Annotated in this window: 22 protein-coding genes; 2 read left to right on the top strand and 20 right to left on the bottom strand. The window is 68.5% G+C overall.

Annotated features, from left to right (window positions below; genetic code table 11):
* The 3 genes from EBH09_RS23845 to EBH09_RS23835 form a co-directional block, all read right to left on the bottom strand.
* Nucleotides 1-1,338 (bottom strand): AI-2E family transporter (locus EBH09_RS23845; RefSeq protein ID WP_153182713.1); only part of this gene is annotated, 1,338 nt, incomplete at its 3' end.
* Nucleotides 1,339-1,487: 149 nt separating this feature from the next.
* Complete coding sequence (locus EBH09_RS23840) at nt 1,488-2,192, bottom strand: transglycosylase SLT domain-containing protein (protein WP_193776490.1); 705 nt, start codon at nt 2,190-2,192, stop codon at nt 1,488-1,490.
* A 426-nt stretch (nt 2,193-2,618) separates the two neighbouring features.
* Entirely contained in the window at nt 2,619-3,944 is a 1,326-nt protein-coding gene (locus EBH09_RS23835) for a PhoH family protein (protein ID WP_121748977.1), read from the bottom strand.
* 1,088 nt (nt 3,945-5,032) lie between these two features.
* Between EBH09_RS23835 and EBH09_RS23825 the strand changes: the two genes are divergently transcribed.
* Nucleotides 5,033-6,226: a winged helix DNA-binding domain-containing protein gene (locus tag EBH09_RS23825; protein ID WP_121748975.1), complete on the top strand. Its 1,194-nt coding sequence runs from the start codon at nt 5,033-5,035 to the stop codon at nt 6,224-6,226.
* 149 nt (nt 6,227-6,375) lie between these two features.
* Here the strand turns inward: EBH09_RS23825 and EBH09_RS23820 are convergent, their stop codons facing one another.
* From EBH09_RS23820 to EBH09_RS23785, 8 genes are all read right to left on the bottom strand, one after another.
* On the bottom strand, nt 6,376-7,167 hold the full coding sequence (locus tag EBH09_RS23820; protein ID WP_121748974.1) for a class I SAM-dependent methyltransferase: 792 nt from the start codon (nt 7,165-7,167) through the stop codon (nt 6,376-6,378).
* Nucleotides 7,168-7,237: 70 nt separating this feature from the next.
* A complete protein-coding gene (locus EBH09_RS23815) occupies nt 7,238-8,110 on the bottom strand; it encodes an LLM class flavin-dependent oxidoreductase (RefSeq protein ID WP_121748973.1) in 873 nt (290 codons plus the stop codon).
* Between the two features lie 42 nt (nt 8,111-8,152).
* The gene (locus EBH09_RS23810) at nt 8,153-8,827 is read right to left on the bottom strand and encodes a hypothetical protein (protein ID WP_238697426.1); all 675 of its coding nucleotides are present in this window, start codon (nt 8,825-8,827) and stop codon (nt 8,153-8,155) included.
* A complete protein-coding gene (locus EBH09_RS37530; protein WP_193776489.1) occupies nt 8,824-9,432 on the bottom strand; it encodes a hypothetical protein in 609 nt (202 codons plus the stop codon). Before EBH09_RS37530 ends, EBH09_RS23810 begins: the two co-directional genes overlap by 4 nt.
* 90 nt (nt 9,433-9,522) lie before the next feature.
* Entirely contained in the window at nt 9,523-10,887 is a 1,365-nt protein-coding gene (locus EBH09_RS23800; RefSeq protein ID WP_121748971.1) for a putative T7SS-secreted protein, read from the bottom strand.
* Nucleotides 10,884-11,201: a hypothetical protein gene (locus EBH09_RS23795; protein ID WP_121748970.1), complete on the bottom strand. Its 318-nt coding sequence runs from the start codon at nt 11,199-11,201 to the stop codon at nt 10,884-10,886. The genes EBH09_RS23800 and EBH09_RS23795 overlap by 4 nt, the downstream gene beginning before the upstream one ends.
* A gap of 127 nt (nt 11,202-11,328) precedes the next feature.
* Nucleotides 11,329-12,318 (bottom strand): hypothetical protein, encoded by a 990-nt coding sequence (locus EBH09_RS23790; protein WP_193776554.1) that lies wholly within the window; start codon nt 12,316-12,318, stop codon nt 11,329-11,331.
* A gap of 41 nt (nt 12,319-12,359) precedes the next feature.
* Nucleotides 12,360-13,022: a hypothetical protein gene (locus tag EBH09_RS23785; RefSeq protein WP_193776488.1), complete on the bottom strand. Its 663-nt coding sequence runs from the start codon at nt 13,020-13,022 to the stop codon at nt 12,360-12,362.
* A gap of 263 nt (nt 13,023-13,285) precedes the next feature.
* Between EBH09_RS23785 and EBH09_RS23775 the strand changes: the two genes are divergently transcribed.
* Nucleotides 13,286-13,657, top strand: a complete 372-nt coding sequence (locus EBH09_RS23775) for a DUF192 domain-containing protein (protein WP_121748968.1) — start codon at nt 13,286-13,288, stop codon at nt 13,655-13,657.
* 38 nt (nt 13,658-13,695) lie between these two features.
* Here EBH09_RS23775 and EBH09_RS23770 read toward each other — a convergent pair whose 3' ends face one another.
* The 9 genes from EBH09_RS23770 to EBH09_RS23730 all read right to left on the bottom strand — a co-directional run bounded on the left by EBH09_RS23770 (nt 13,696) and on the right by EBH09_RS23730 (nt 20,669).
* Nucleotides 13,696-13,995 carry a hypothetical protein gene (locus EBH09_RS23770; protein ID WP_121748967.1) on the bottom strand — a complete coding sequence of 100 codons (300 nt, stop codon included), beginning with the start codon at nt 13,993-13,995 and terminating at the stop codon, nt 13,696-13,698.
* Nucleotides 13,996-14,523: 528 nt separating this feature from the next.
* Nucleotides 14,524-15,153, bottom strand: coding sequence for an OmpA family protein (locus tag EBH09_RS23765; RefSeq protein ID WP_121748966.1), 630 nt, complete (start codon nt 15,151-15,153; stop codon nt 14,524-14,526).
* Between the two features lie 7 nt (nt 15,154-15,160).
* Nucleotides 15,161-15,736 carry a hypothetical protein gene (locus EBH09_RS23760; RefSeq protein WP_121749515.1) on the bottom strand — a complete coding sequence of 192 codons (576 nt, stop codon included), beginning with the start codon at nt 15,734-15,736 and terminating at the stop codon, nt 15,161-15,163.
* 34 nt (nt 15,737-15,770) lie between these two features.
* Nucleotides 15,771-16,367, bottom strand: coding sequence for a pilus assembly protein TadG-related protein (locus EBH09_RS23755; RefSeq protein WP_121748965.1), 597 nt, complete (start codon nt 16,365-16,367; stop codon nt 15,771-15,773).
* Nucleotides 16,367-16,567: a hypothetical protein gene (locus tag EBH09_RS23750; protein WP_121748964.1), complete on the bottom strand. Its 201-nt coding sequence runs from the start codon at nt 16,565-16,567 to the stop codon at nt 16,367-16,369. The genes EBH09_RS23755 and EBH09_RS23750 overlap by 1 nt, the downstream gene beginning before the upstream one ends.
* Before the next feature lie 441 nt (nt 16,568-17,008).
* Nucleotides 17,009-17,902 (bottom strand): DUF5936 domain-containing protein, encoded by an 894-nt coding sequence (locus EBH09_RS23745; RefSeq protein ID WP_121748963.1) that lies wholly within the window; start codon nt 17,900-17,902, stop codon nt 17,009-17,011.
* Between the two features lie 16 nt (nt 17,903-17,918).
* Entirely contained in the window at nt 17,919-18,863 is a 945-nt protein-coding gene (locus EBH09_RS23740) for a type II secretion system F family protein (protein ID WP_121748962.1), read from the bottom strand.
* 102 nt (nt 18,864-18,965) lie between these two features.
* Nucleotides 18,966-20,303, bottom strand: coding sequence for a CpaF family protein (locus tag EBH09_RS23735; protein WP_121748961.1), 1,338 nt, complete (start codon nt 20,301-20,303; stop codon nt 18,966-18,968).
* An 18-nt stretch (nt 20,304-20,321) separates the two neighbouring features.
* Nucleotides 20,322-20,669: a TadE/TadG family type IV pilus assembly protein gene (locus EBH09_RS23730; RefSeq protein ID WP_121749514.1), complete on the bottom strand. Its 348-nt coding sequence runs from the start codon at nt 20,667-20,669 to the stop codon at nt 20,322-20,324.
* Nucleotides 20,670-20,715: the final 46 nt, after the last annotated feature.

Here is a 20,715-nt window from a genome sequence, read left to right as displayed (position 1 = left end):
CGCCGCCGGGGAGGCGTCCGTCGGGGAGGCGTCCGTCGGTGTCGCGCCGCGCGGTTTCGGGGACTGCCGGGCGGTGGCCTCACGGGAGTACGCCCGCAGATAGCCCACGACGGTGTTCGTCACCGCCACCAGCGGTACGGCGACCACCGCGCCGCCGATGCCGGCCACCATGCCGCCCGTGGCCACCGCCAGCACCACCGCCAGCGGATGGACCCGCACCGCGCGGCCCAGGATGAACGGCTGCAGGATGTGTCCCTCGATCTGCTGCACCACCAGCACCACGGCGAGCGTCATGACCGCCGCGAACATGCCCTGCGTCACCAGCGCCACCACGACCGCGAGCGCGCCCGACATCACCGCGCCGACGAGCGGGATGAAGGCGAACAGGAAGATGAACACGGCCAGCGGGACGGCCATCGGCACGTCCAGGAAGTAGATGCCGAGGCCGATGAAGATGGCGTCGATCAGCGCCACGATCACCGTGCCGCGCACATACGCCGTCAGCGTCCGCCACGCGCGCGGGCCGGCACCGGCCACGCCCGGCCGGGCCGCCGCCGGCACCAGCTTCAGCGTCCACTGCCAGATGCGCTTGCCGTCGTAGAGCAGGAAGAGCGTCGAGAAGGCGGCCAGCAGGATGCCCGTAAGCGCCTCGACGACGACCGTGACGCCCTCCAGACCGGCGGACGTTATCTGGTCGGTGTTGGCGCCGACCGCCTCACGCAGGTTCTTGGCGATCTCGTTGATCTGCTTGTCGGTGACGTGGAAGGGGCTGTTCAGGAGCCAGTTGCGCAGCTCGTCGATGCCGTCCTGGACCTGGTCGGAGAGGTTGTCGATGTTCTCCATGACCTGCCAGGTGACGAACCAGCCGATCAGCCCCATCACCACGAACCCGAGGATGGCGGTCAGGGCGGTGGCCGGCCCCCGCGGCACCCCGTGCCGGCGCAGCCACGCCACGGTCGGCTGGAGCAGCGCCGTGATCAGCAGTGCGGCCACGAACGCCAGCACCACGAGCTGTACGGCGCTGATGACCCGCATCAGCACCCATACGGTGCCCGCGAGGACCAGCAGCCGCCACCCCGCCTCCGCGGCGACGCGCACCCCCCAGGGCACGGCCTGTGCCGGGTCGGGGCGGGTCTGGACCACGAGCGGGTGATGCGCGGAGGTGTGCTCCCCAGGCGGGTCTTCCGGTGACGGCGGCGCCGCGTGGCCGGCGGCGGTAGCCGGTGCGTCGTCGTCGGCGTCGGCCCGCTCGGCCGCTTCGCGTCGCTGGTCCAACCGCCTGCTCATCCGCGTCAGTCCGGCGCCGAGCCGACCGAGCCACCCTGGCACTCGAGACATGATCCGTCCTCTTCCCCCGTCTTTCCCCACCACTCCCCCCTGGAGTCGTTTCGGTCCGACCGTACATGGCGGGAACGCGAAAGCCCCTCACCGTAGGACGGTGAGGGGCTGCGCGAGGTTGAGCGGTGTTCCGGCCGCGCCGGGCGGGCTCAGTACCAGTGGTTGGCCTGCCAGAAGGACCACGCGTCACACGGGCTGCCGTAGCGGCTGTCCATGTAGTTGAGGCCCCACTTGATCTGGGTGGCCGGGTTGGTCCGCCAGTCGGCGCCCGCGGAGGAGTACTTACCCGCCGGCAGCGCCTGGAAGAGACCGTAGGCGCCCGAGGAGGGGTTGACCGCCTTGTAGTTCCAGCTGGACTCGTGGTCCACGATGTTGCTGAAGCACTGCCACTGGCCGCTGGGCACCATCTGACGGGCCATCGCCTGGATCTGGCTGATGCTGTAGGAGCTCTGGACGGCGAAGCTGGTGGACTCGCGCTTGGCGTCGCGGCTGGCCGCTTCCTGCTTCGCCTCACGCTCCTTGGCCTCCTCGGCCGCCTTGGCTTCCTTCTTGGCCTGCTCCTGCTTGGCCACGGCGGTCTCGGCGGCTGCCTTGCGGGCCGCCTCCTCGGCGTCCTTCTTGGCGCTCGCGTCCGCGGCGATGGCCTGTACGTCGGCCTGCTGCGTCAGGGACGCGGTCTGCACCTGCGCCTGCTCGCCCATGGGGATGTCCGCGAGCAGCGTCGTGCCTGCTGCTGTCGCCTCCGCGTCGTTGTTCTGCGCGGTGCTGCCCGAGGCAACGCCGACGACGCTTCCGACTGCGGTGACCGCCGTGGCCGAGGCCACTGCGAATCCCCGGACCGAGATCCGGCTCACACGGTTTCCTTCCAGCATCGCCCGCTTCGGTGACCCTCGCGGACGCAATCGTGCCCCTGGCACTGGCCTCCCCAACTACGGGTCACGGGAGGCACGGGCCCGGTGGACAACTCCCCCGAGGGGAGCGCCGCGTGGTGCTCGGGCGGCATACGACGCTGCTATGGAGTTGGACTGGTGCGTCTGTGGTGCCGTACCGCTGGGGGTACAGGTGTGTCGTATGCGGGGCCTGACAGGAGTGAGACTCTGCCGTAACCCGGCGGGGTGAGGCAATTCTGTGTTGCGTGTGAAAGCTCACATCCCGTTTGGCCCAGGGGATTCCCGGAAACCCCCACACGCGAAGACGCCGCCCGGCTAGGCTCTTGGCCTTTCCGGACGGCGCCGACTCTCGGGTAACCGGCCCTTCACGGGTCGGAGTTCGCGGAAGTGTCAGATGTGTCCGTCCTCCAGCATTTCGGTCACAAGTGCCGCGATCTGGGACCTTTCGGAGCGCGTCAGGGTGACGTGCGCGAAGAGCGGATGGCCCTTCAGCTTCTCGACGACGGCGACGACTCCGTCGTACCGCCCGACCCGGAGGTTGTCCCGCTGCGCCACGTCATGGGTCAGTACGACCCGTGAATTGGCCCCGACGCGGGACAGCACGGTCAGCAGGACGTTCCGCTCCAGGGACTGCGCCTCGTCCACGATGACGAACGCGTCGTGCAGCGAGCGCCCCCGGATGTGGGTGAGCGGCAGCACTTCCAGCATCCCGCGCGCGGTCACCTCCTCGATGACCTCCCGGCTGGTGACGGCCGACAGCGTGTCGAAGACCGCCTGCGCCCAGGGGCTCATCTTCTCGGCCTCGGAGCCGGGCAGATAGCCGAGCTCCTGCCCGCCCACCGCGTACAGCGGGCGGAAGACCATCACCTTCTGGTGCTGCCGGCGCTCCAGCACGGCCTCCAGGCCCGCGCACAGCGCCAGCGCCGACTTGCCGGTGCCGGCCCGGCCGCCCATCGACACGATGCCGACGTCCGGGTCGAGGAGCAGGTCGAGCGCGATCCGCTGCTCGGCGCTGCGGCCCTTGATGCCGAACGCCTCCCGGTCGCCGCGGACCAGGCGGACGTTGCCGTCGGGCGTGACCCGGCCGAGGGCCTTGCCGCGCTCCGACTGGATGGTCAGGCCCGTGTGCACCGGCAGTTCGGCGGCCTCGGGGACGTAGACCCGGCCCTCCTCGAAGAGCACGTCCACCTGTTCACCCGGCAGGGTGAGTTCGGACATCCCGGTCCAGCCGGAGGCGTCCGTGATGGCCAGCTCGGCGCGGTACTCCTCGGCGAGCAGGCCGACGGAGGACGCCTTGATCCGCAGCGGGAGGTCCTTGGACACGACGGTGACGTCGTATCCCTCCGCCTGCAGGTTGCGGGCCACCGCGAGGATGCGGGAGTCGTTGTCCCCCAGGCGATAGCCGGTGGGCAGCACGCTGGGGTCCGAGTGGTTGAGCTCGACACGCACGGTGCCGCCGAGATCCCCGATCGGAATGGGGGCGTCGAGGCGACCGTGCCGCACCCGGAACTCGTCGAGCAGGCGCAGGGCCTGCCGGGCGAAGTAGCCGAGCTCGGGATGGTGCCGCTTGGCCTCCAACTCCGTCACCACGACGATCGGGAGCACGACCTCGTGCTCGTCGAAGCGGTTCAGAGCGTTCGGGTCGGCCAGCAGGACGCTGGTGTCGAGAACGTAGGTGCGCCGATCAGGCTTGTGGCGCTTTGTGCTGGTCACCACGGAAGGACGTACCCCCTCGGAAGAGGTCGGGGAGCGACGGAGTGGACGCTGGGCCGGGAGGGCGGGAACGAGCCGGCCGGTGAAGGGCCTGCCTGACGATTCCCGTCGTCCGCCCGGACGCCGCGAGGCAGACGGAAACCGTCAGGCAGGTCCGTAAGACCGCCATGCACTGGCGCGGGCCGCGAATCGGCCCTCCGCCGTGTCTTCCGTGCCGTGACCGCACGGTGGGGCTGGTGCAAAGGGCCTCCCGGGCGGACGGCTCCGCGCCGTCCGCTGAGATACGACACCCGTGGTTCGGGCGTCGACCTGCTTGGCTTATGCCCTCGAACAAGCGCCGCCATGCCACGACGCAGGACGGCGCACCGGTGAACTCCTCATTACGGGCGTCCCGCCGGGAGATCGGCGGCGCGAGGCACGAGACCCGGGAGGGGGAGGGAAGCCGGCCGGTGAGGAGAAGAGACGTGCGGCCGGGAGGGCAGAAAAAACGGGCCGGTCCGTGGGGGGGAGACGGACCGGCCCGAGGGGGGGTTTCCACCATAACCCTTTGTAAGTGATGCCGCGCGCATCGGCGTGCCACAACTACTCTCCGAAGTTGCCCGGCGACGCCCGGATGGCCCCGGAAGCGATCATTCCGCCCTGAATCATGGCCAAAACACGGCTGATTCACGGGTGAGCAGGGGACCCGAAGCGGCTGAAGGGACAGGATGGGCAATCCGAAGCGGTCCCGATGGCCCCCGCAGCCCAGGCGGGGGATCACCCCCGCTTCCCTCCACCGGGTGAATCCACCGGCGAACGCACGCTTGACCGGGCACCGCGCAGCCCCCTCCACTGCGCGGTGCCACACGCGCAGCTTTGCTCACGCGAATTACCTGCTCCGAACTTACGCGATCGGGAACGCCGAATTCGACGCAAGGCGGACATCAATGAATAACGATGTGGGAACCCTGTGAGGATCGAAGGGTGATTCCGCACCCCGTCACCAGACGTACCGATATTTGCGAAGGTACGCCGCATACGCCCCGAATATGCTCCCCCTCCGGGCACCAACCAGGCCGTGACCTGTCCTACCCCTCTCCTAACGTCACCTCATGACGAAGACCGTGGGGATCACTTGGGGCGCGGCGAGCGCACGGCGGCTGGACCGGCAGTTCCTGGCCATGTCTGCCCGAACGGGCACACCGGTCGCCGACGTGGCCGGCACGATGCTCGGCGTCCATGCCCAAGTACTGTCGGCGGCCGAACTGTCGGTCGGCCTGCGGACCGACGGCGTCACCCGGACGGACGTACGGATGTCCCTGTGGCCGACCGGGTCAACCTCCGCACCGCCGCCCTCGCTCGTGAAGACGCACGGTCCGCGCGGGACGGTGCACCTGCTCCCGGCCCGGGACCTGCCGATGTGGTGCGCCGCACTGCCCGCGATCGCCGACGGCCCGGGTTCCTTCCCGTCCGGCGTACGGCTCACGCGGGAGCAGGCGGAGCAGGTCGTCTCGGCGATCGGCGACGCCCTCGACGGCTCCTTCCTGACCATCGACGAACTCGGCGAGGAGGTCGTCGCCCGCACCGGCCCCTGGGCCGGCGACCTCGTGATGCCGGCGTTCCAGACCATGTGGCCGCGCTGGCGGCAGGCGCTGCACCGGGCGGGCCAGTCCGGCGCACTCTCCTTCGGACCGAACCGCGGCCGCAAGGTGACGTACACCCGTCCGCCCCACTTCGCCCCGATGCGGTCGGAAGAGGCGTTGCGGCTCCTCGTACGCCGCTACCTGCACGCGTACGGCCCGGCCGCACCGCGGCACTTCGCCCGGTGGCTGGCGGCGCCGCCCGGCTGGGCCAGGGCCCTGTACGACCAGCTGGCCGCCGCGGGCGAGATCGAGCAGGTCGACTTCGAGGGAACGCCGGCGTGGGTGGCGACGGGCGACACCGTCTTCCCCGGCGGCCCCGAGCAGGAAGATCTCCTGCGTGGGGTGCGGCTGCTGCCGTACTTCGACGCGTATCTCATCGCCGCACAGCCGAGGGAGCTGCTCTTCCCCGGAGCCGCGTACCGGCGTGCGCTGGCGGGCGGGCAGGCGGGCAACTTCCCCGTGCTGCTCGTGGACGGCGTCGTGGCGGGCGTCTGGCACCAGCGGCGCCGGGGGCGGCGTACGACGGTCACGGTCGAACCGCTGGGCCGCCTCACGTCCCGGCAGCAACGGGAGCTGGCGGCGCAGGCGGCACGGGTCGGGGAGGTACTGGAGGCCGAGGCCGAGTTGGTGGTGGGCGAGGTGACGGTGGGCGCGCACGCGTGAGCGTTTCGGCGTCCGCCGTGACTCAGGGGTGCGGCTTGCGACCTAGGAGTGCGCCGCGGCCCAGGGGCGCGGCGTGACCTGGGCGCGTGGCGTGACCTGGGCGCGTGGCGTGACCTGGGCGCGTGGCGTGACCTGGGGGCGCGGCGTGGTCAGGGGCGCGGCTTGCACGCGTCGAAGAGGTGACGCGTGCTGTGGGCGACGAAGGGGCCGTCGGCCTCGATGCGCTCGTGCAGATCGCGCAGTCGGTCCCGGTAACCGTCGACGGTGAAGCCGGGGACCATCCACACCACCTTGCGCAGGAAGTGAACGACGGCACCGACGTCGTGGAACTCCATCCGCAGCCGCTCCGCCCGCAGGTCTACGACCTCCAGACCGGCGGCCTCGGCGTCGGCACGCTCTCGTTCGGGGTGACGGTGGTTCCGGCTCTCCTCCGGCTGGGGCCCGAGGAAGTACTCGACGAGCTCGAAGACGCTGCCGGGCCCGACGTGCTGGGCGAAGTACGTACCCCCGGGCGCGAGCACACGCGCGACCTCACCCCAGTGCGGCTCGACGGGATGCCGGCTCACGACCAGGTCGAAGGCTCCGTCCGCGAAGGGCAGGGGCGCGTCGTCGGGCGAGGCGACCACGGGGACGCCGCGGGGGCGGAGCCGTGCGGTGGCCTTGGCGACGTTGGGGGGCCAGCCCTCGGTGGCGACGACGAGACGGGGACGGCGCGGGGCAGCGGTTTCGAGGGCGTGATCCAGTACCTCCCCTCCCCCGGTCTGCACCTCCAGTACGGCGTTGGCCTCGGCCAGCCGGCCCGCCATGGACCGCGCGTACCCCCAGGACGGCCGCGCCTCGGTGGCCCTGCCCTCGAACCAGGAGAAGTCCCACCCTTCGGTGGGCACGGAGGCGCCTTCGGCCACGAGCTCGTCGAAGGCACGGGTGTTGGGCTGAGCCATGAGGAAATGAGTCCGATCAGCGTAGGGGGGCGGGGCGGTGTGGGCCATGAAACGGCGGCGGTGCGCCCGGCTAGGCGACCAAGGACCGGACCTCCTCGGCGGCGAACCGCACGAATCCCTCCGGATCGGGTTCGTCACCGGTCGGCTGGAGAATCACGGTGTCGGCCCCCGCCTCGGCCAGCTTCTCCACAGCCCTGGCGACGGTCCCCGCATCCCCGGCGACACCGAGCTCCGGCACCGATCCGACGCCTTCGGCGACCAGCTCGGCCCGCAACCGCTCGCCGGCGCCGGGCCCCGTGGCGGCCAGGAGATACACGACGACCTTGTGCGCCTCCGCCCGCCCGGCCGCCGCGCGCCCTTCGTCGATGAGCCGCCGCGCCCGACGCACCCCGTCGGGCGGCGTGGCCGCGGTGAGCACGGTCCCGTCGGCGGCCTCCCCCGCAAGCCGCAACGAGCGGGGCCCGGTGGCACCGGCGAGCACCTCGACCCCCTCCCCCGGCGGCCAGTCGAGCGCCACGTCGTCAAGCCGTACGTAACGTCCTTCGGTCGTCAGCCGCTCCCCACCCAACAGCGCCCGCAGCGCCAGGAGATGCTCCCTCAACAGCGTGACGGGCGACTCGACCCGCGCCCCGACCTGCCCCATCCAGTCCTGCACCCCGTGCCCGACGCCGAGGATCGCGCGGCCGGGGAACATCCGGTGCAGCGTGGCGGCCTCCATCGCGGTGACGGCCACGTTCCGCAAAGGCACGGGCAGCAGCCCGACGCCGACCCGCACCCTCTCGGTCCAGGCGAGCGCGGCGGCGGCCGCGGAGATCCCACCCTCGCGGAAGCAGTCCTCCCACAGCCACAGCTCCTCGAGCCCGGCCTCATCGGCGACGCGCGCCACGGCACGCAGCCGCTCGGGGGCGAGCTGGGGGCGGAATACGGCGCCGAGTCCGGTCATGGGGGCCTTCCTACCTTCGGCCGGGGCCGCCGGACAACAGCTTTACGAGTCGGCACCCAGGGGCTTCTCGAACCTCACCGTCTCGACGACCTGCCGCAGGATCGCCCGGTACTCCTCCCGACGGGCCGTGGCCGTGGTACTCAACGTGAGAACGGCCAGGCGCTTGCAGTCCGGGTGCGGGAGGTGGGCGTGAATCTGGAGGAGGGGTTGCTGAGGCAGCCCGCTGTCGGCGTCAGGCCGATGCGTGGTCTCACTGAGAACCGCCGGCCCACAAGGGAGTTCCTGGAAGACGATGTCCGTATGCCCGTCGCCCGCCGTGACCGCACGGGCCGCCGTGACGGCGCGTGGGGCGACGTTCGTGTCACGCCAGGAGATCGTGAAGAGGGAAAGCAGGGGCAGCGCGCCGCTACTTGCCCGACCCCCGACGTCATCGCGGTGCAGGCCGATCGAGCAGTGGACGGTACCGAAGTCGCACAGGGTTGCGAGCAGTTGCTGTCCCGACGCAAGCTGCGCAACTAGCTGCTGACGAACCATTTCGCCGGGCGCGGCGTTGAGTAGTGGAGCGACGGCCGCGCGCATCCTTTCGGCGTCCGTCGAATCGGGCTCGGCGAGCAGGGCGTCCAGCGGCAGAGCCATGAAGCCAGCTGGTTCGGCGAACCACAACTCTGCCTGCGCGTCGTTTACGGAGTCGTGCATGACGATCTCAAGGCTACTCACAGAATCTCCATGCGACTCAAAATGGCACGGGGACAGACACCCGCTTGTTGGCCGCGTTCGATGTCATCAGGACCAGCACCCCAGTCAATGAACCGCCGACTGCTCTGCTCGTCCATCCGCTGTTCGATGACGTGCAGGCGTCGAGGCGCAAGCCCCTTCCGAGTGGGCACGGCAATTACGCCCACGAACCGCACGTCGCCCGCGAACCAGATCTCTTCGATTTGCGCCTTCAGGCGCAGCTTGGCACGAGGCGCCATTCGCCGAGACCACCACTCCAAGCGAAGATGCTGAGTGAAAACCACTGGCAATAGTTGACCCGGACGACCCGGAATGGGCAACTCGAACCAGCCATAGTGCCTAGTGAGCACCTCTGGCCGATCGCTGAGCCCGTACGGAACGCCATGCAGGACTTGCCATGGGTAGGTGCGCAAGATGCGCCGTATCCACAGCGCTGCGGGAAAGTATCGCAATTGCGTCAAAGCGCGATATGGACCGTAAAGAAAGTATGGAAGGAACACCCACACAACCCAGTCGTCCAGGTAGAGCGACACCCCAAGCAATGCGACCCAGCCACCGACCCAGCCGATGAATCCGATAACGTTCATCGCCATATGACTGGCCCAGGCTCGACGTGTAGGTGCGTGTTCCCAAGCGGTCGCACAGTCGACGGGGTTCACGAGTCCTTCCCTTCCTGGCTAACGGCAGAAGACGTATCGTGCGATGTCAACGAGGCCACCGCTGTCGAGGATGAGGCGTGAACCGTCGATGCCGGCGACAGTGCCGTCCTTGATGCCGTCGTCCTCTGCGTCTACGGCTTTGTTGTACAGTCCGAACCCGCCTGTGCCGACACCGGTCAGGACCGAAGTTCCGGCGATCGCCTTAGCCGCTCTACCGGGATCACTGAAACCGCGCACGGCTCGAGCAATCATAGAGTTCTCAAGATTGGCGATCGCCCCTGCCTCATCGATAGCCTTCGAACCATAGGTACCTGCCTTCTGCCAGAAATCAAGCACCTGGCTACTCCTCCGAATAGCTCGCGTCGCCTCGAACGATCCCTTAGAAACCGCCGCTACGCCTGGTAGCGCACCTGCGGCATCCGCTCCCAGGGAGACGACGTTGCTCCAGAAGTTGGCATCGAGTTCTCCCTTGGTGATGCCGTCCCACAAAGACGCTCGCACTTCCGGGTCGGTGAGTCGCAACGCAAGCGCGGTCCCACTGATGCCAGAAGCCGTAAGCATCAAAGCGGCAGTTGCCGCGAGACTCCACCCCAGCGGCCCCGCGAGGAGAAGCGCCGCCATCCCGATGAGCCCGGCCGTGAAGCTGAGGATGTCCGGCAGGTTGTCGCCCAGCCAGTCCAGTACCTCGTCGAACCAACCCGGCTCATGCGGCACCAGCTTCTTCGTGGCGTCGCGGATCTTGCCCGCCCGGTAGCCGGCCTTCTCCTCGTGCTCTTCGGCGAGCCTCTTCGCCTTGCCGATGATCTTCTTCAGCTCGGCCTGAACATCGTCCAGATCCGCGTTCGCGCGCGTCAACGCCTTCTGCGCGGCGTCGTGATCGGCGCCGTCCTTCTTGAGGTCGGGATCGTCGCCGGCCTTGTTCGCGCGGCCCTGTGCGCGGTCGACCGCGGCCTGGGCTTCCTTCGCGTCCTCTTCGAGCTTCTTGGCCCGCCGCTGGAAGTCGTCGAGTTCACCCTCCCAGCGGTCCAGTTGTCTGGCCGCCTTGCGGATGGAGTGCGCCGCGTTCTTGAGGTTCAGCGGCAGCGGGCCACCGTCGAGCTGCTCGCGGAAGGCGACCGCGGCGTCGCCCTTCCAGTAGCTGCCGTCCAGGAGCTTGGTGACCAGGTCGTGGGTCTCCTGAAGAACCTTGGCGCAACCGCTGAGCTTCTTCTGCAGGCCCCGCACCGTCTCGGTGTCGCCCGGTACGGGGTTGAAGCCGAGGTGCGGATAGGCGGGATTCGGGATTGGCGGGGCGGACTTGAGCCCCTGCGGCTTGCCGAGGTCGGCTCGGGACTGCGGGTCGAGCGCGGCACCGTACTGGTCGTTTCCGGCGGTGACGGTCACTTCTTACCGCCGCTCTTGTCCTCGCGCGACTTCCGCACCGCTTCCTCGAGCGCCTTGTCGACTTCGAGGTAGCTGTCCTTGCTCTTGCCGATGATGTCGGCCAGGTCCTCGGTCTGCTTGCCGATCTCCTCGGAGCCGTACTTCCAGTCCTCCTGGAAGGCCTCACACGCCGAGTCGAGATCGTCCGTGCCGAGGCCGGTGATCGTGGCGCCCGACAGTGCCTTTCGGACGCCTCTGAGGGAGGTCGACGACTCCCTCAGCGACTTCATGAACCGCCCGAGTTCGTCGCCGTCAACGGCAAGCCGCTCCGCCATGTGTCCGTCCCCTCTCCGGTCCACCTGCACCGATGAGAGGAACGACGACATCCGGTTTTCGTGGCGTACGTGCGGCCGTTGCCCCTCTTCAGGGGCTCACTTACGCACTGGGGGCTGGTGCCGCCGGTCAGCGGTTGACGGCCTGGATCTCCTGGACGACGACGTCCTGAGTAGCACCGAACGTGCCGTCGGGGAGGTCGCCACCAGCCCCTCCGCTGCCGGTCCAGTGGATCTGCCAGGTGACGGTGGCCTGAAGCGGATACGAACCGTCACCGGAGGAGCGCAGGTAAGTCACGCCGCAGGGCGGGGTCTCCTCTGCCTTGCCCTTGGCGTAGGCCTCGCCGATACGGCCATTGTTGATCTCGCACACACCGGATGCGGGGTGCGTCTCGGCGTCCTCGGTGCCCGGCTCGATCTTCAGTGAGACCGGTTCCGCGGTGGCCGTCGCTTCGATTCCGATCGCCTCCACGGACGCGGTGACCGAGACCGGCTTGAACTCGGCACCGTCCAGCCACGCCCACGTCGGAAGGTTCACCTTGGTGGCCTCCGCGGGCGCCAACGTCACCTCGGTGCCAGGAACGCGGATTTCCGCGTAGGCAAGCTCTGCGAGGACCTCGGGGGTGACGGCGTTCTCGACGTTGGCCGGCGGAGCGTCGCCCGTGTCCACCCAGAAATAGTCCTCGTCACAGGAGTCCCAACCCGGCGGGTAGCTCTTGTTGACGTATGAGGCCCACCAATAGCCCTTGCCGGTCTTGTCCTTGTTGAAGCTCTTCTCCTCGTCACGGGCGTTGTACTTCTCCCGCTGCTCGGCGTCCCACTCGTACCCTGTGGAGCCGGCTTCCCAAATCGGTTCCAGATGCTCTTGCAACTGCTTCGGCGTGTATTTGGGCGCATACCAGCAGGGTGGCGGGCTCCACGATGTGGAGGACGCCAACGCCCCGGCCGAGTCACCGCCACCGTTCTTCGAACGGTCGAAGACGACGCCGCCGACGGTGACCCCGACGGTACCGTCGGGGTCAGTCTCCGCACGCTGTTCCGTGCTTGAGTTCTGCGTGTTGCCGTCCAGGATGTCGTCCGCGTGAGCTGTGCCAGGGAGCGCCAAGAACGACAGACACATGCCGGCGAACACCGTGACCGATAGCTCTCTCATCACATGCGTCAGGGCTGGCACTTTTCGCTCCCACTCTGCGAGACGATCTTCTGGATGGCCCACACACCTTCCCTCGTCTTCTTCAGGGACGTGTGGTAAATGACGTAGCTCTTGGCAGTTACCTCGGTTTTTCTGACCTTGTTGGTCTTGAGGTACTTAACATACGCCTTGCCTTGATCTTCACAATAAGTAAAAGAAGCTGTGCCGTCCTCGTCGACCGACACTTCAGGAGCGTAGAAGCGGTAGCTTCCCGTGACGCCAGCCTTTTGGTCAACGTAGTTCTGAATGAATTTCTGCGTACCGGCTGCTGCCTCGCCCTCGTAGTAGTAGAGGTAGGCCTTGTCGAGTGCGTCCTGGTTGACGATTGCCAGGTCCACGGCCTTGATGGACTGCTCGCTGTCGGCGAGCACCGCGTCCTTCTCCTTGTCACCGGTCTTGGGCCACTCGAAGGTGTAGGAGAGATCGGAGGGCAGCTCGATCTTGGGTCGGTCGTTCTCCGACGGCCCGGACGCGGTCGACGATGCTGACGGGGCGGAGCCGCCCGTGTCCGCCCCCGCGATCTTGTCCTCGTCGCTGGAGGGGCTGTCGTCGCTTCCGCATGCGGACAGCGTCAAGGCCGCAGCGGCGGTCAGCGTGAGCGCTGCGAGCAGGGTGGGGCGGCGGCGATTCACGGTCGGCTCCTGGGTGGGACGGGGCTTCTCTTGAGCGAAGCAACGCTATCCACCAGGATGGAGTGGCACCAGAGTGAGACCCGTCTCCCCACCGGGTCCCATGCGCCCAAATCAGCCGTACGTGTGGCTTCTTGGGTGACAACGGTTGCATAACGCGACAGCATCGGCCCCTGGGGCGGCCACCCCGCTCGCTTCGGCGCGTTTCACGCAGGAAGCAGCAAAGAGGCCTGCAGTGGTGCGCACTGGCGGAGAGGGGTATCGGCATGGGTCGGCGCCGGCGGGACGGGCGAGGAGCGTTGCTCGTGGAGGGGGGCGCCGGGGCCGGGAGCGTCCGTGTTCCGCTGGAGATCGCCGGCTCCTACCGTGCTCGCACCAAGGGGCTGTTGGGGCGGGACTCCATAGACGGGGCGATCCTGCTGTCCCCTGCCAACAGCGTGCACACTTTGCGGATGCGGATGCCCATCGACGTCGCCTATCTCGACCGGCGGTTCGTCGTCATCGCCGTGCGCACCATGCGGGCAGGCAGGCTCGGGCTGCCCCGGTTGCGTTCCCGCCATGTGCTGGAGGCTGAGGCCGGGGCGATGACCAGGTGGGGAGTGAAGGCGGGAGTGCAGGTCGCGGTCGTGGAAGGTTAGGGGCAGGTGACCCGGCGGCCGTTCGGCTTCCTTGCGCGTCAGTCGGAAACGATGTCGAGGATCGCCGTACCGACCTCTCCTGTCGCTGCCTGGATCACCACGGCTCCGGGCTGGACGCTCGGCCTGGCGCCGTCGCCCAGTCCACCGCAGGAGTTGCCGCTGCCGTTGCTGCGGAGAACTGTGATGCAGCCTTGTCCCGGGCCACGAGCGCTGCCCCTGGACTGGCCGTGGCCCGACTTCACCGTGTAGGCGACCTCGTTCGGGCCGACCTTGGTCACCTTGAGCGTCGCCGCCGCGCCGGAGGGACCCTTGAAACGTACGGTGACCGGCTCGGACACCAGGATCTGGCAATCACCGTCCGCGCATGCGCCGATGTCTCGTCCGTCCGCTGCCGACAGCGAGGGGTGACTGGCGCCGGTGTGGTCGGCGGAGGAACCGGGTGGGGGTGAAGGGCGGTGCGTCGCGCTGGGCTTCGCTCCTTCGTCACCGCTTGACGGCGTCCCGGCCGGTTCGGCGGAGTTGTCGCAGCCGGTTGTCGTCGCCAACGCAAGCAGCGCCGACAGTACGAGACCCGTGCCTGTCCGAACCCTCGTGCCTGGTGATCGCTTCCTGGGCCCCGGTTTCACTGCCATGGTGCGCTCCCCCTCTCCGCTTCTCAGCGCCTCGCTCCAGCTCTCGCCGACCAGCCTTCCCTCGCGACTCGGACACGACCCCGGTCGGCACGAGGAGCCCGGAGAGCGCCGACATTCAGCGCCTTACGCTGAGCGCTTCCTTGCCCAGCCTCAGTCTCCGGAGCAGGCTCGGACGACGCCGGCCAGCGGAGTCGGGCAATCACCCTTCTCGGGCGAAGTGTCGCTCCGAGGCGGTCAGCCTTCCGTGCGCGGGAACGTGACCTCGACCCTGCGGTTCTTCTTGCGGCCGGCCTCCGTCGAGTTGTCGGAGATGGGGTACTGCTCGCCGTAGCCGCGGACCTCGTACGTGATGCCGGGGTCGTTCAGGGTCTGCGACAGGACGTCGTGTACGGCGTTGGCGCGCTGCTTGGAGAGTACGTCGCCGTGGGCGGAGGAGCCGAGGTTGTCGGTGAAGCCGAAGACGCGGACCCTTGTGGCGTTCTGGGTCTTGATCTCCTCGGCGATGCCTGTGATCCGGGACTTCGCCTCGGAGCCGAGCTTCGCGCTGTCCTTTCCGAACAGCACCTCTGCCTGGAGCGCGAGCGTCACGCTCGTGTTGGTGTCCTCCCGGCGTTCGTCGCCGCTCTGCTCCTCCACGACCGACTTGATGTCCAGCACCTTCGCCTGCGCGAGCGTGGCACCGTCCGGGATCTTCAGGTCCGGGTCGTTGGAGTCCACTTCGATGGGGGCGGAGGCGGAGGGCTCGCTGCCTGGAGGGTCGTTGGGGTCGTCTTCGGCGTGGACGGTCGTCGTGCCGTACAAGGTCGAGGCGAGCAAGAGGGTGGCCGTGGTCAGGGCACGAGTGAGGCGCGAGGTCGAGGTCATGGTGGCCTCACCCGGAGATGGAGATGGTCGCGCTGGCGAAAGTCGGTAGTTGGAATGCGACCTCGGAGGTGCTCGTGGGCGGGGCGGGAAACTGCATGAAGACAGGAATAGAAGCGCCTGCCTTGATCCTCGGCATGTTCGTAGTGGTGAGGGGCCGCCCATCCGTGTCACGAAGCACGTAGTAGCGCTTCTTTCCTGTGGCATCTACGAGTGTGGCTCCACCCAGCGACGTCCCGTGCCTGATGATCTCCGTCTCATCGCCCGCGGTGCGTACGGAGAGACGCGCCGGCTCGTCGCCGTCATTCTTCAACTCACCACTGATGGTGACAAACCCGCCAACGTCTCTTTGAGCCGAAGTGAGCTTAAGGATTAGGCCGTCCTCCCCCTTGAGCTCAGCCAAAGGCTCGTCCGACCCTTCCTGGGCGCTTGGATCAGAGCCACTATCTCTGGAGGCAGCCGCCGAGGTCTCCGGCTTCCCATCCTCGCCGTCGCCCCCGCTGCAGCCAGCCAGACTCAGGATCAGGCCAGCACCGACGGCCACGGCGATCACCCCTTTGCGGGCCATAGCGAACCGAATGTTCATGCCCCCTGCCTTCCTCATCCTCGTCATTCGCTTGTCAGTCGGCCAGATGGACGTCGAACAGTTCCTCGGGCTTCGGCAGGTCGCCCGGGTTCTCTGGATCCAGGTCCCATTGCTCTTCCCCGCAAGTGAGTTGAGGCAATGCATCACCCTCTGCAGCTTCCGAGGGCAGCTCAAACGTGCACTCTGCCTCGATCACGGCAGTCGCGGAAGCTCGTGACCTCTTGTCCTCTGTGCCCGGCACGATGGAATCCCCCACGGGCCTGTCCGTCTCCACCTCAACAGCGAATCCCAGCAGGCCTTCTGGGTTGCAACTCAACACACGAGCGTCGTTTCGCGCCGCAAGCTGCTCGCCGCGCCAGCACGAAGGGCCGAGACCCGCCACATCCCCTTCGAAAATGCTCTGCCACCTGGTCGGATCCCCGATGTCGTTGACCCACACCTCAGCGAGTTGGTCTCGCGTGTCCTGGGCCGCTGCGAGGGCGGCCGCGTCTGCGGCTGTTTGGGCACCGTTCCGATTTGCAGAGGCCTGGCCGACCGCAAAGTAGGCGAACGCGAGAAAGAGCAGGCCCCCCACCACCGTGATGTAGATGGGGAACGCCTGCCCTGTGTCGTCGTACCTCAGACGGCACATCAGCCGCCAGTGACCTCGTCGATCTTGTTCACGATGGCGTCGTAGATCGACTGCCCGATATCCGTCCCCGTGATCGCCAGCACGATTGCCACCACCACCGCGATGATCCCCAGGTACTCCACAGCCGTCTGGCCCTTGTCGTTGCGGGCGGTGGCGCGGGAGTGCAGGTGGGCGGTGGTGGTGTGAAGCCAGTTGGTCATGGTGTTCCCCTCCAGGGTGGACGATGCCGCGTTCGTCGTGCGGAACGTGCGGCGGGAGGGCCCTCGGGTCCGAGGTCCCCGGGGGTCCGTCATGGGCCCCGTCACGTGCTGTGAGTCGGTCCAGCGAGGTCACCCTTGGCGCAGCCGTTCGGTGGGGGTCGCGGGGGTGGGTGGCGGCGGTCTTCTGGTTGGCCGTGCCGGATGCCGCGTCGTCCACGATCTCCACCTCCTTTGCGCTCAGTTGGGACCTCGACCTGTCGGGAGTACCAGCCAATGACTCTCCCACAGGTGATTGCAAGTGCGAAAGGCGTTGCGCGAAAATCGCCTGATTGGTCTGCCGGTCAACGCTTGTTGATGTCGTCTCTTCGTGTGCAGTCGCACTCTGACCGTTTACGCCGCCCTCCTGTCGCGGCCGCTTGATCGGCATGACGTCCTCCTCCCCTACTCGCCCGTGATCGTGCCGAAGTCCGTGCCCGACCCGAGGATCAGGCCGGCGCCGAGGAGGATCATCGTGGCCGGGACCATGAAGGTGGTGATCATCATCGTGGCCTTCGGGACCGCTCGGGCGGCCTTGCGGCGGGCGTTCTGGGCGTCCGTGCGGCGCATGTCCTTGGCCAGGGCGACCAGGGTGTCGACGATGGGTGCGCCCAGTTCCTCGCCCTGCTGCAGTGCCGTCACGAACATCGCCACCTGTTCCGAGTCGTTGCGCCGGCGCAGCTCCGCGAAGGCCTCTCGGCGGCTCATGCCCAGGTCCATCTGGCGCAGGGTGATGCGGAGTTCGTCGGCCCACGGGCCCTCGTAGCGGATCGCCACCCGGTCCAGGGCCTGTCGGAATCCCAGCCCGGCGCTGACCACGACCGCCAGTACGTCCAGGAAGTCGGGGAGCGTGCGCTCGATCTCGTCCTTGCGGATGCGGATCGCCGACCAGATGCCGACCTCCGTCCAGAACGCGCCGAAGGCCAGCAGCAGCCCGGCGACCACGAACTGGCCGCGCAGGAGGAAGACCAGGAAGCCGACCGCGCCCAGGAAGCCGTAGACCGCGCGGCGGGCGGCGTAGCGGTCGATGGTCAGGCCGCCGGGGTTGCCGGCCAGGTCGATCCGGCGGCGGTACCTGGCCACCAGGGCGGGGCCCATCAGGCGCAGCACGGCGGGGGCGTAGCGCATGCCCATGCGGTCGATGAGCGAGTCCACCGCGCCGGTGCGGGTGGAGCCGACCTCCAGGGCGAGGGCGAGGTCGTGGGGCAGTTTGGCGTCGGCCCGGTACATGCGGATGCCGGCGAAGACGCCGCAGACGCTCAGGCCCATGAGCAGGGCGAGGAGTAGTCCCGGTCCCATGTCTGTCAGCTCCCTCTCAGACGTCGATGCGGGACAGGCGGCGGATGAGGATGAAGCCGACCGCGTAGAGCGCGAACGCCACGATCACCGCGGTCTGGCCGGCCGGGGAGCCCGTCATGCGCTCCAGGGCGCCGTCCTTCACCCCGTTCATCAGGAACAACGAGCCGACACCCAGCACGGGGACGGCGTACGACGTCATGCTGACCTGGGACAGCTGGGTGCGGACCTCGCGTCGGGTCTCCTTGCGCTCCTCCAGCGTGTCCGTGAGGTTGCGCAGCGCGCTGACCACCTGGCCGCCCGCGCGGTTGGAGAGGACCAGGGTGGTGACCAGGACGACCAGTTCGCGGGAGGGGAGGCGGTCGGCGAGTTCGCCGAGGGCGTCGTCCATCGAGGCGCCGACGGCCAGTTGGTCGGCCACCTTGCCAAGCTCCTCACCGGCCGGGGCGTCCAGTTCCTCCGCCGCCATGCCGATGGCGGTGCGCAGGGCGAGGCCCGCCTGGGTGGCGTTGGCGAGGATGCGGGCGAGTTCGGGGAGCTGGTTGATGAACCTCTCGATGCGCTTCTGACGTTGCCAGTTGAGGAACTGGACCGCCACGCCGATGCCGAGCAGGCCGGCGAGGGGGCCGAAGAAGGGGGCCAGTGCGGCCTGACCGATCAGCCAGAGGCCCGCGACCGTGGCGAGCATGTAGACGAAGAACTCGCCGGGCGTGACGTCCAGGCCGGTCGCCGCCAGGCGCAGTTCGAGTCTGCGGCCGAGCTTCGTGCGGCGCAGGCGGCGGTCCAGGGTGCGGAAGCGGCGCGGACGTCCGGCGGAAGGGGGCCGGCCGGTGGCGGAGAGGCGGTCGACCAGGGCCGCGCGCTGTGCCTTGCCGGCGGCGTAGGAGTGCAGGCCCATGACCGCCAGGGCGCAGGTCAGCACCGTGATACCGGTGGTGAGCGTGACGAGCGTTTCCAGTTCCATCGGGCGGTTCCTACCTGGGTTCCATGGTTTCTGGCGGGGCGGCCGGTGTCCGGCTTTCATGGTTCTGGCGGGGCGGCGGCTGCTCCCGGCTTCCGCCCCCGGTCATCTGGCCTCCCGGGTCGCGAGTTGTTCCGCGGTGTGGGCCACGCCGAAGGCCTGCGGGACCGGCTGGCTCGCCATGTAGAGGCGTTCGGCGGTACGGCGTGGGAGGGGGTAGTACTCGAAGGCGCCAAAGATGCGGCCGTCCGCGGTCATGGGCTGGGCGTTGAAGCGGGCGACCGTGGCCAGGCGGTACGGTTCGCCGCCGTGGCTGGCCAGCAGGGCGATCTCGGTGATGCGGCGGGCGCCGTCGGCGAAGCGGGTGAGCTGGACGATGACGTCGACGGAGCTGTTGATCTGGTCGTGCAGGGCGACGAACGGGATCTCCACGTCCGACATGGAGGCCAGGGTCTGGAGGCGCATCAGGGCGTCCTCCGCGCTGTTGGCGTGGACCGTGGCGAGGGAGCCGTCGTGGCCGGTCGACATGGCCTGGAGCATGTCGAGGGACTCGCCGCCGCGGACCTCGCCGACGACGATGCGGTCGGGGCGCATGCGGAGGGAGTTGCGGACGAGGTCGCGGATGGTGACGCGGCCCTGGCCCTCGACGTTCGGCGGGCGGGACTCCAGGCGGATGACGTGCGCCTGCTGGAGCTGGAGTTCCGCCGAGTCCTCGATGGTGATGATGCGTTCGGTCTCCGGGATGAGGCCGGAGAGGGCGTTGAGAAGGGTGGTCTTTCCGGTGCCGGTCGCCCCCGAGACGATGATGTTGAAGCGGGCCTGCACCAGGCCGGCGAGCAGGTACAGCATGTGCTCGTCGAGCGAGCCGAGGCCGATCAGCTCATGGAGGGTGAAGGAGCGCGGGAAGCGGCGGATGGTGAGGGTGGCGCCGGTCAGTGAGAGGGGCGGGATGATGACGTTGACGCGTTCGCCGGAGGGGAGGCGGGCGTCGACCATCGGGTTCGACTCGTCGACGCGGCGGTTGACCGTGGAGACGATGCGCTCGATGGTCTGCATCAGCTGGTCGTTGGAGGCGAAGCGCAGGGGGAGTTGTTCGACTCGGCCGCCGCGTTCGACGAAGATGGCGTCCGGGCCGTTGACCATGATCTCCGTGATGGACGCGTCTTCGAGCAATGGTTCCAGGATGCCCAGGCCGAGGGCCTCGTCCACCACCCGGCGGATCAGCTGGGAGCGTTCGACCGTCGACAGGACCGGGCCCTCGCGGCTGATGATGTGCCCGAGCACCCGTTCGAGGCGGGCCCGGCGTTCTGCCATCGCCAGGGAGCTCATCTCGGCGAGGTCGATCTCCTCCAGGAGCTTGGCCCGGTAGGAGGCGACCAGGTGTCCGTCCTCGCCCCGGCTGCCGTGCTCCTCGGGGGAGTGGATGCGTGCGCGCAGGCTCATGCGTCCTCGGCTCCTCGGTCAGTGGTCCAGCGGCATGGTGGCCGTCCGGGTGGCGGGGTCGAAGTCCCAGCCGGGGAGGATCGAGGGGATCTCGACGGTCGCGGTGACCGTCACCTCGTCGCCGCCGTAGGACGGTGGGCAGTCGGTGCCGTCCGCGAGCCAGCTGCTGACCGCCGCCGCGCACGCCTCCCCCGCGCTCTCCTGGAGCGAGGCGCTGCGGGCGCCGGCGCGGGCCGCCGTACCGGCCTGCTGGGCGGTGTACGCGATCAGGCCCAGCTGTACGGCGGCCATGGCGACGATGATCAGGATCGGGAGGAATCCCAGGTACTCGATGGCCACCTGGCCACGGTCCCGCCCGACGGCCACCTGGCCACGGTCCCTCCCGCGGGCGTTCGTGGAACTCGGCGAGTTG

This window comes from Streptomyces sp. E2N166, from assembly GCF_003671715.1.
GTDB lineage: Bacteria > Actinomycetota > Actinomycetes > Streptomycetales > Streptomycetaceae > Streptomyces > Streptomyces thinghirensis.
Note: the sequence above shows the minus strand (reverse complement) of the source record. Positions and strands in the feature narration are given on the sequence as shown.

Coding starts and splice junctions, on each gene's coding strand:
- EBH09_RS23825 (WP_121748975.1), top strand. CDS start 5,033: ATGACGAAGACCGTGGGGATCACTTGGGGCGCGGCGAGCGCACGGCGG.
- EBH09_RS23820 (WP_121748974.1), bottom strand. CDS start 7,167: ATGGCTCAGCCCAACACCCGTGCCTTCGACGAGCTCGTGGCCGAAGGC.
- EBH09_RS23815 (WP_121748973.1), bottom strand. CDS start 8,110: ATGACCGGACTCGGCGCCGTATTCCGCCCCCAGCTCGCCCCCGAGCGG.
- EBH09_RS37530 (WP_193776489.1), bottom strand. CDS start 9,432: ATGAACGTTATCGGATTCATCGGCTGGGTCGGTGGCTGGGTCGCATTG.
- EBH09_RS23795 (WP_121748970.1), bottom strand. CDS start 11,201: ATGGCGGAGCGGCTTGCCGTTGACGGCGACGAACTCGGGCGGTTCATG.
- EBH09_RS23790 (WP_193776554.1), bottom strand. CDS start 12,318: ATGTGTCTGTCGTTCTTGGCGCTCCCTGGCACAGCTCACGCGGACGAC.
- EBH09_RS23775 (WP_121748968.1), top strand. CDS start 13,286: ATGGGTCGGCGCCGGCGGGACGGGCGAGGAGCGTTGCTCGTGGAGGGG.
- EBH09_RS23765 (WP_121748966.1), bottom strand. CDS start 15,153: ATGACCTCGACCTCGCGCCTCACTCGTGCCCTGACCACGGCCACCCTC.
- EBH09_RS23760 (WP_121749515.1), bottom strand. CDS start 15,736: ATGAACATTCGGTTCGCTATGGCCCGCAAAGGGGTGATCGCCGTGGCC.
- EBH09_RS23755 (WP_121748965.1), bottom strand. CDS start 16,367: ATGTGCCGTCTGAGGTACGACGACACAGGGCAGGCGTTCCCCATCTAC.
- EBH09_RS23750 (WP_121748964.1), bottom strand. CDS start 16,567: ATGACCAACTGGCTTCACACCACCACCGCCCACCTGCACTCCCGCGCC.
- EBH09_RS23745 (WP_121748963.1), bottom strand. CDS start 17,902: ATGGGACCGGGACTACTCCTCGCCCTGCTCATGGGCCTGAGCGTCTGC.
- EBH09_RS23740 (WP_121748962.1), bottom strand. CDS start 18,863: ATGGAACTGGAAACGCTCGTCACGCTCACCACCGGTATCACGGTGCTG.
- EBH09_RS23735 (WP_121748961.1), bottom strand. CDS start 20,303: ATGAGCCTGCGCGCACGCATCCACTCCCCCGAGGAGCACGGCAGCCGG.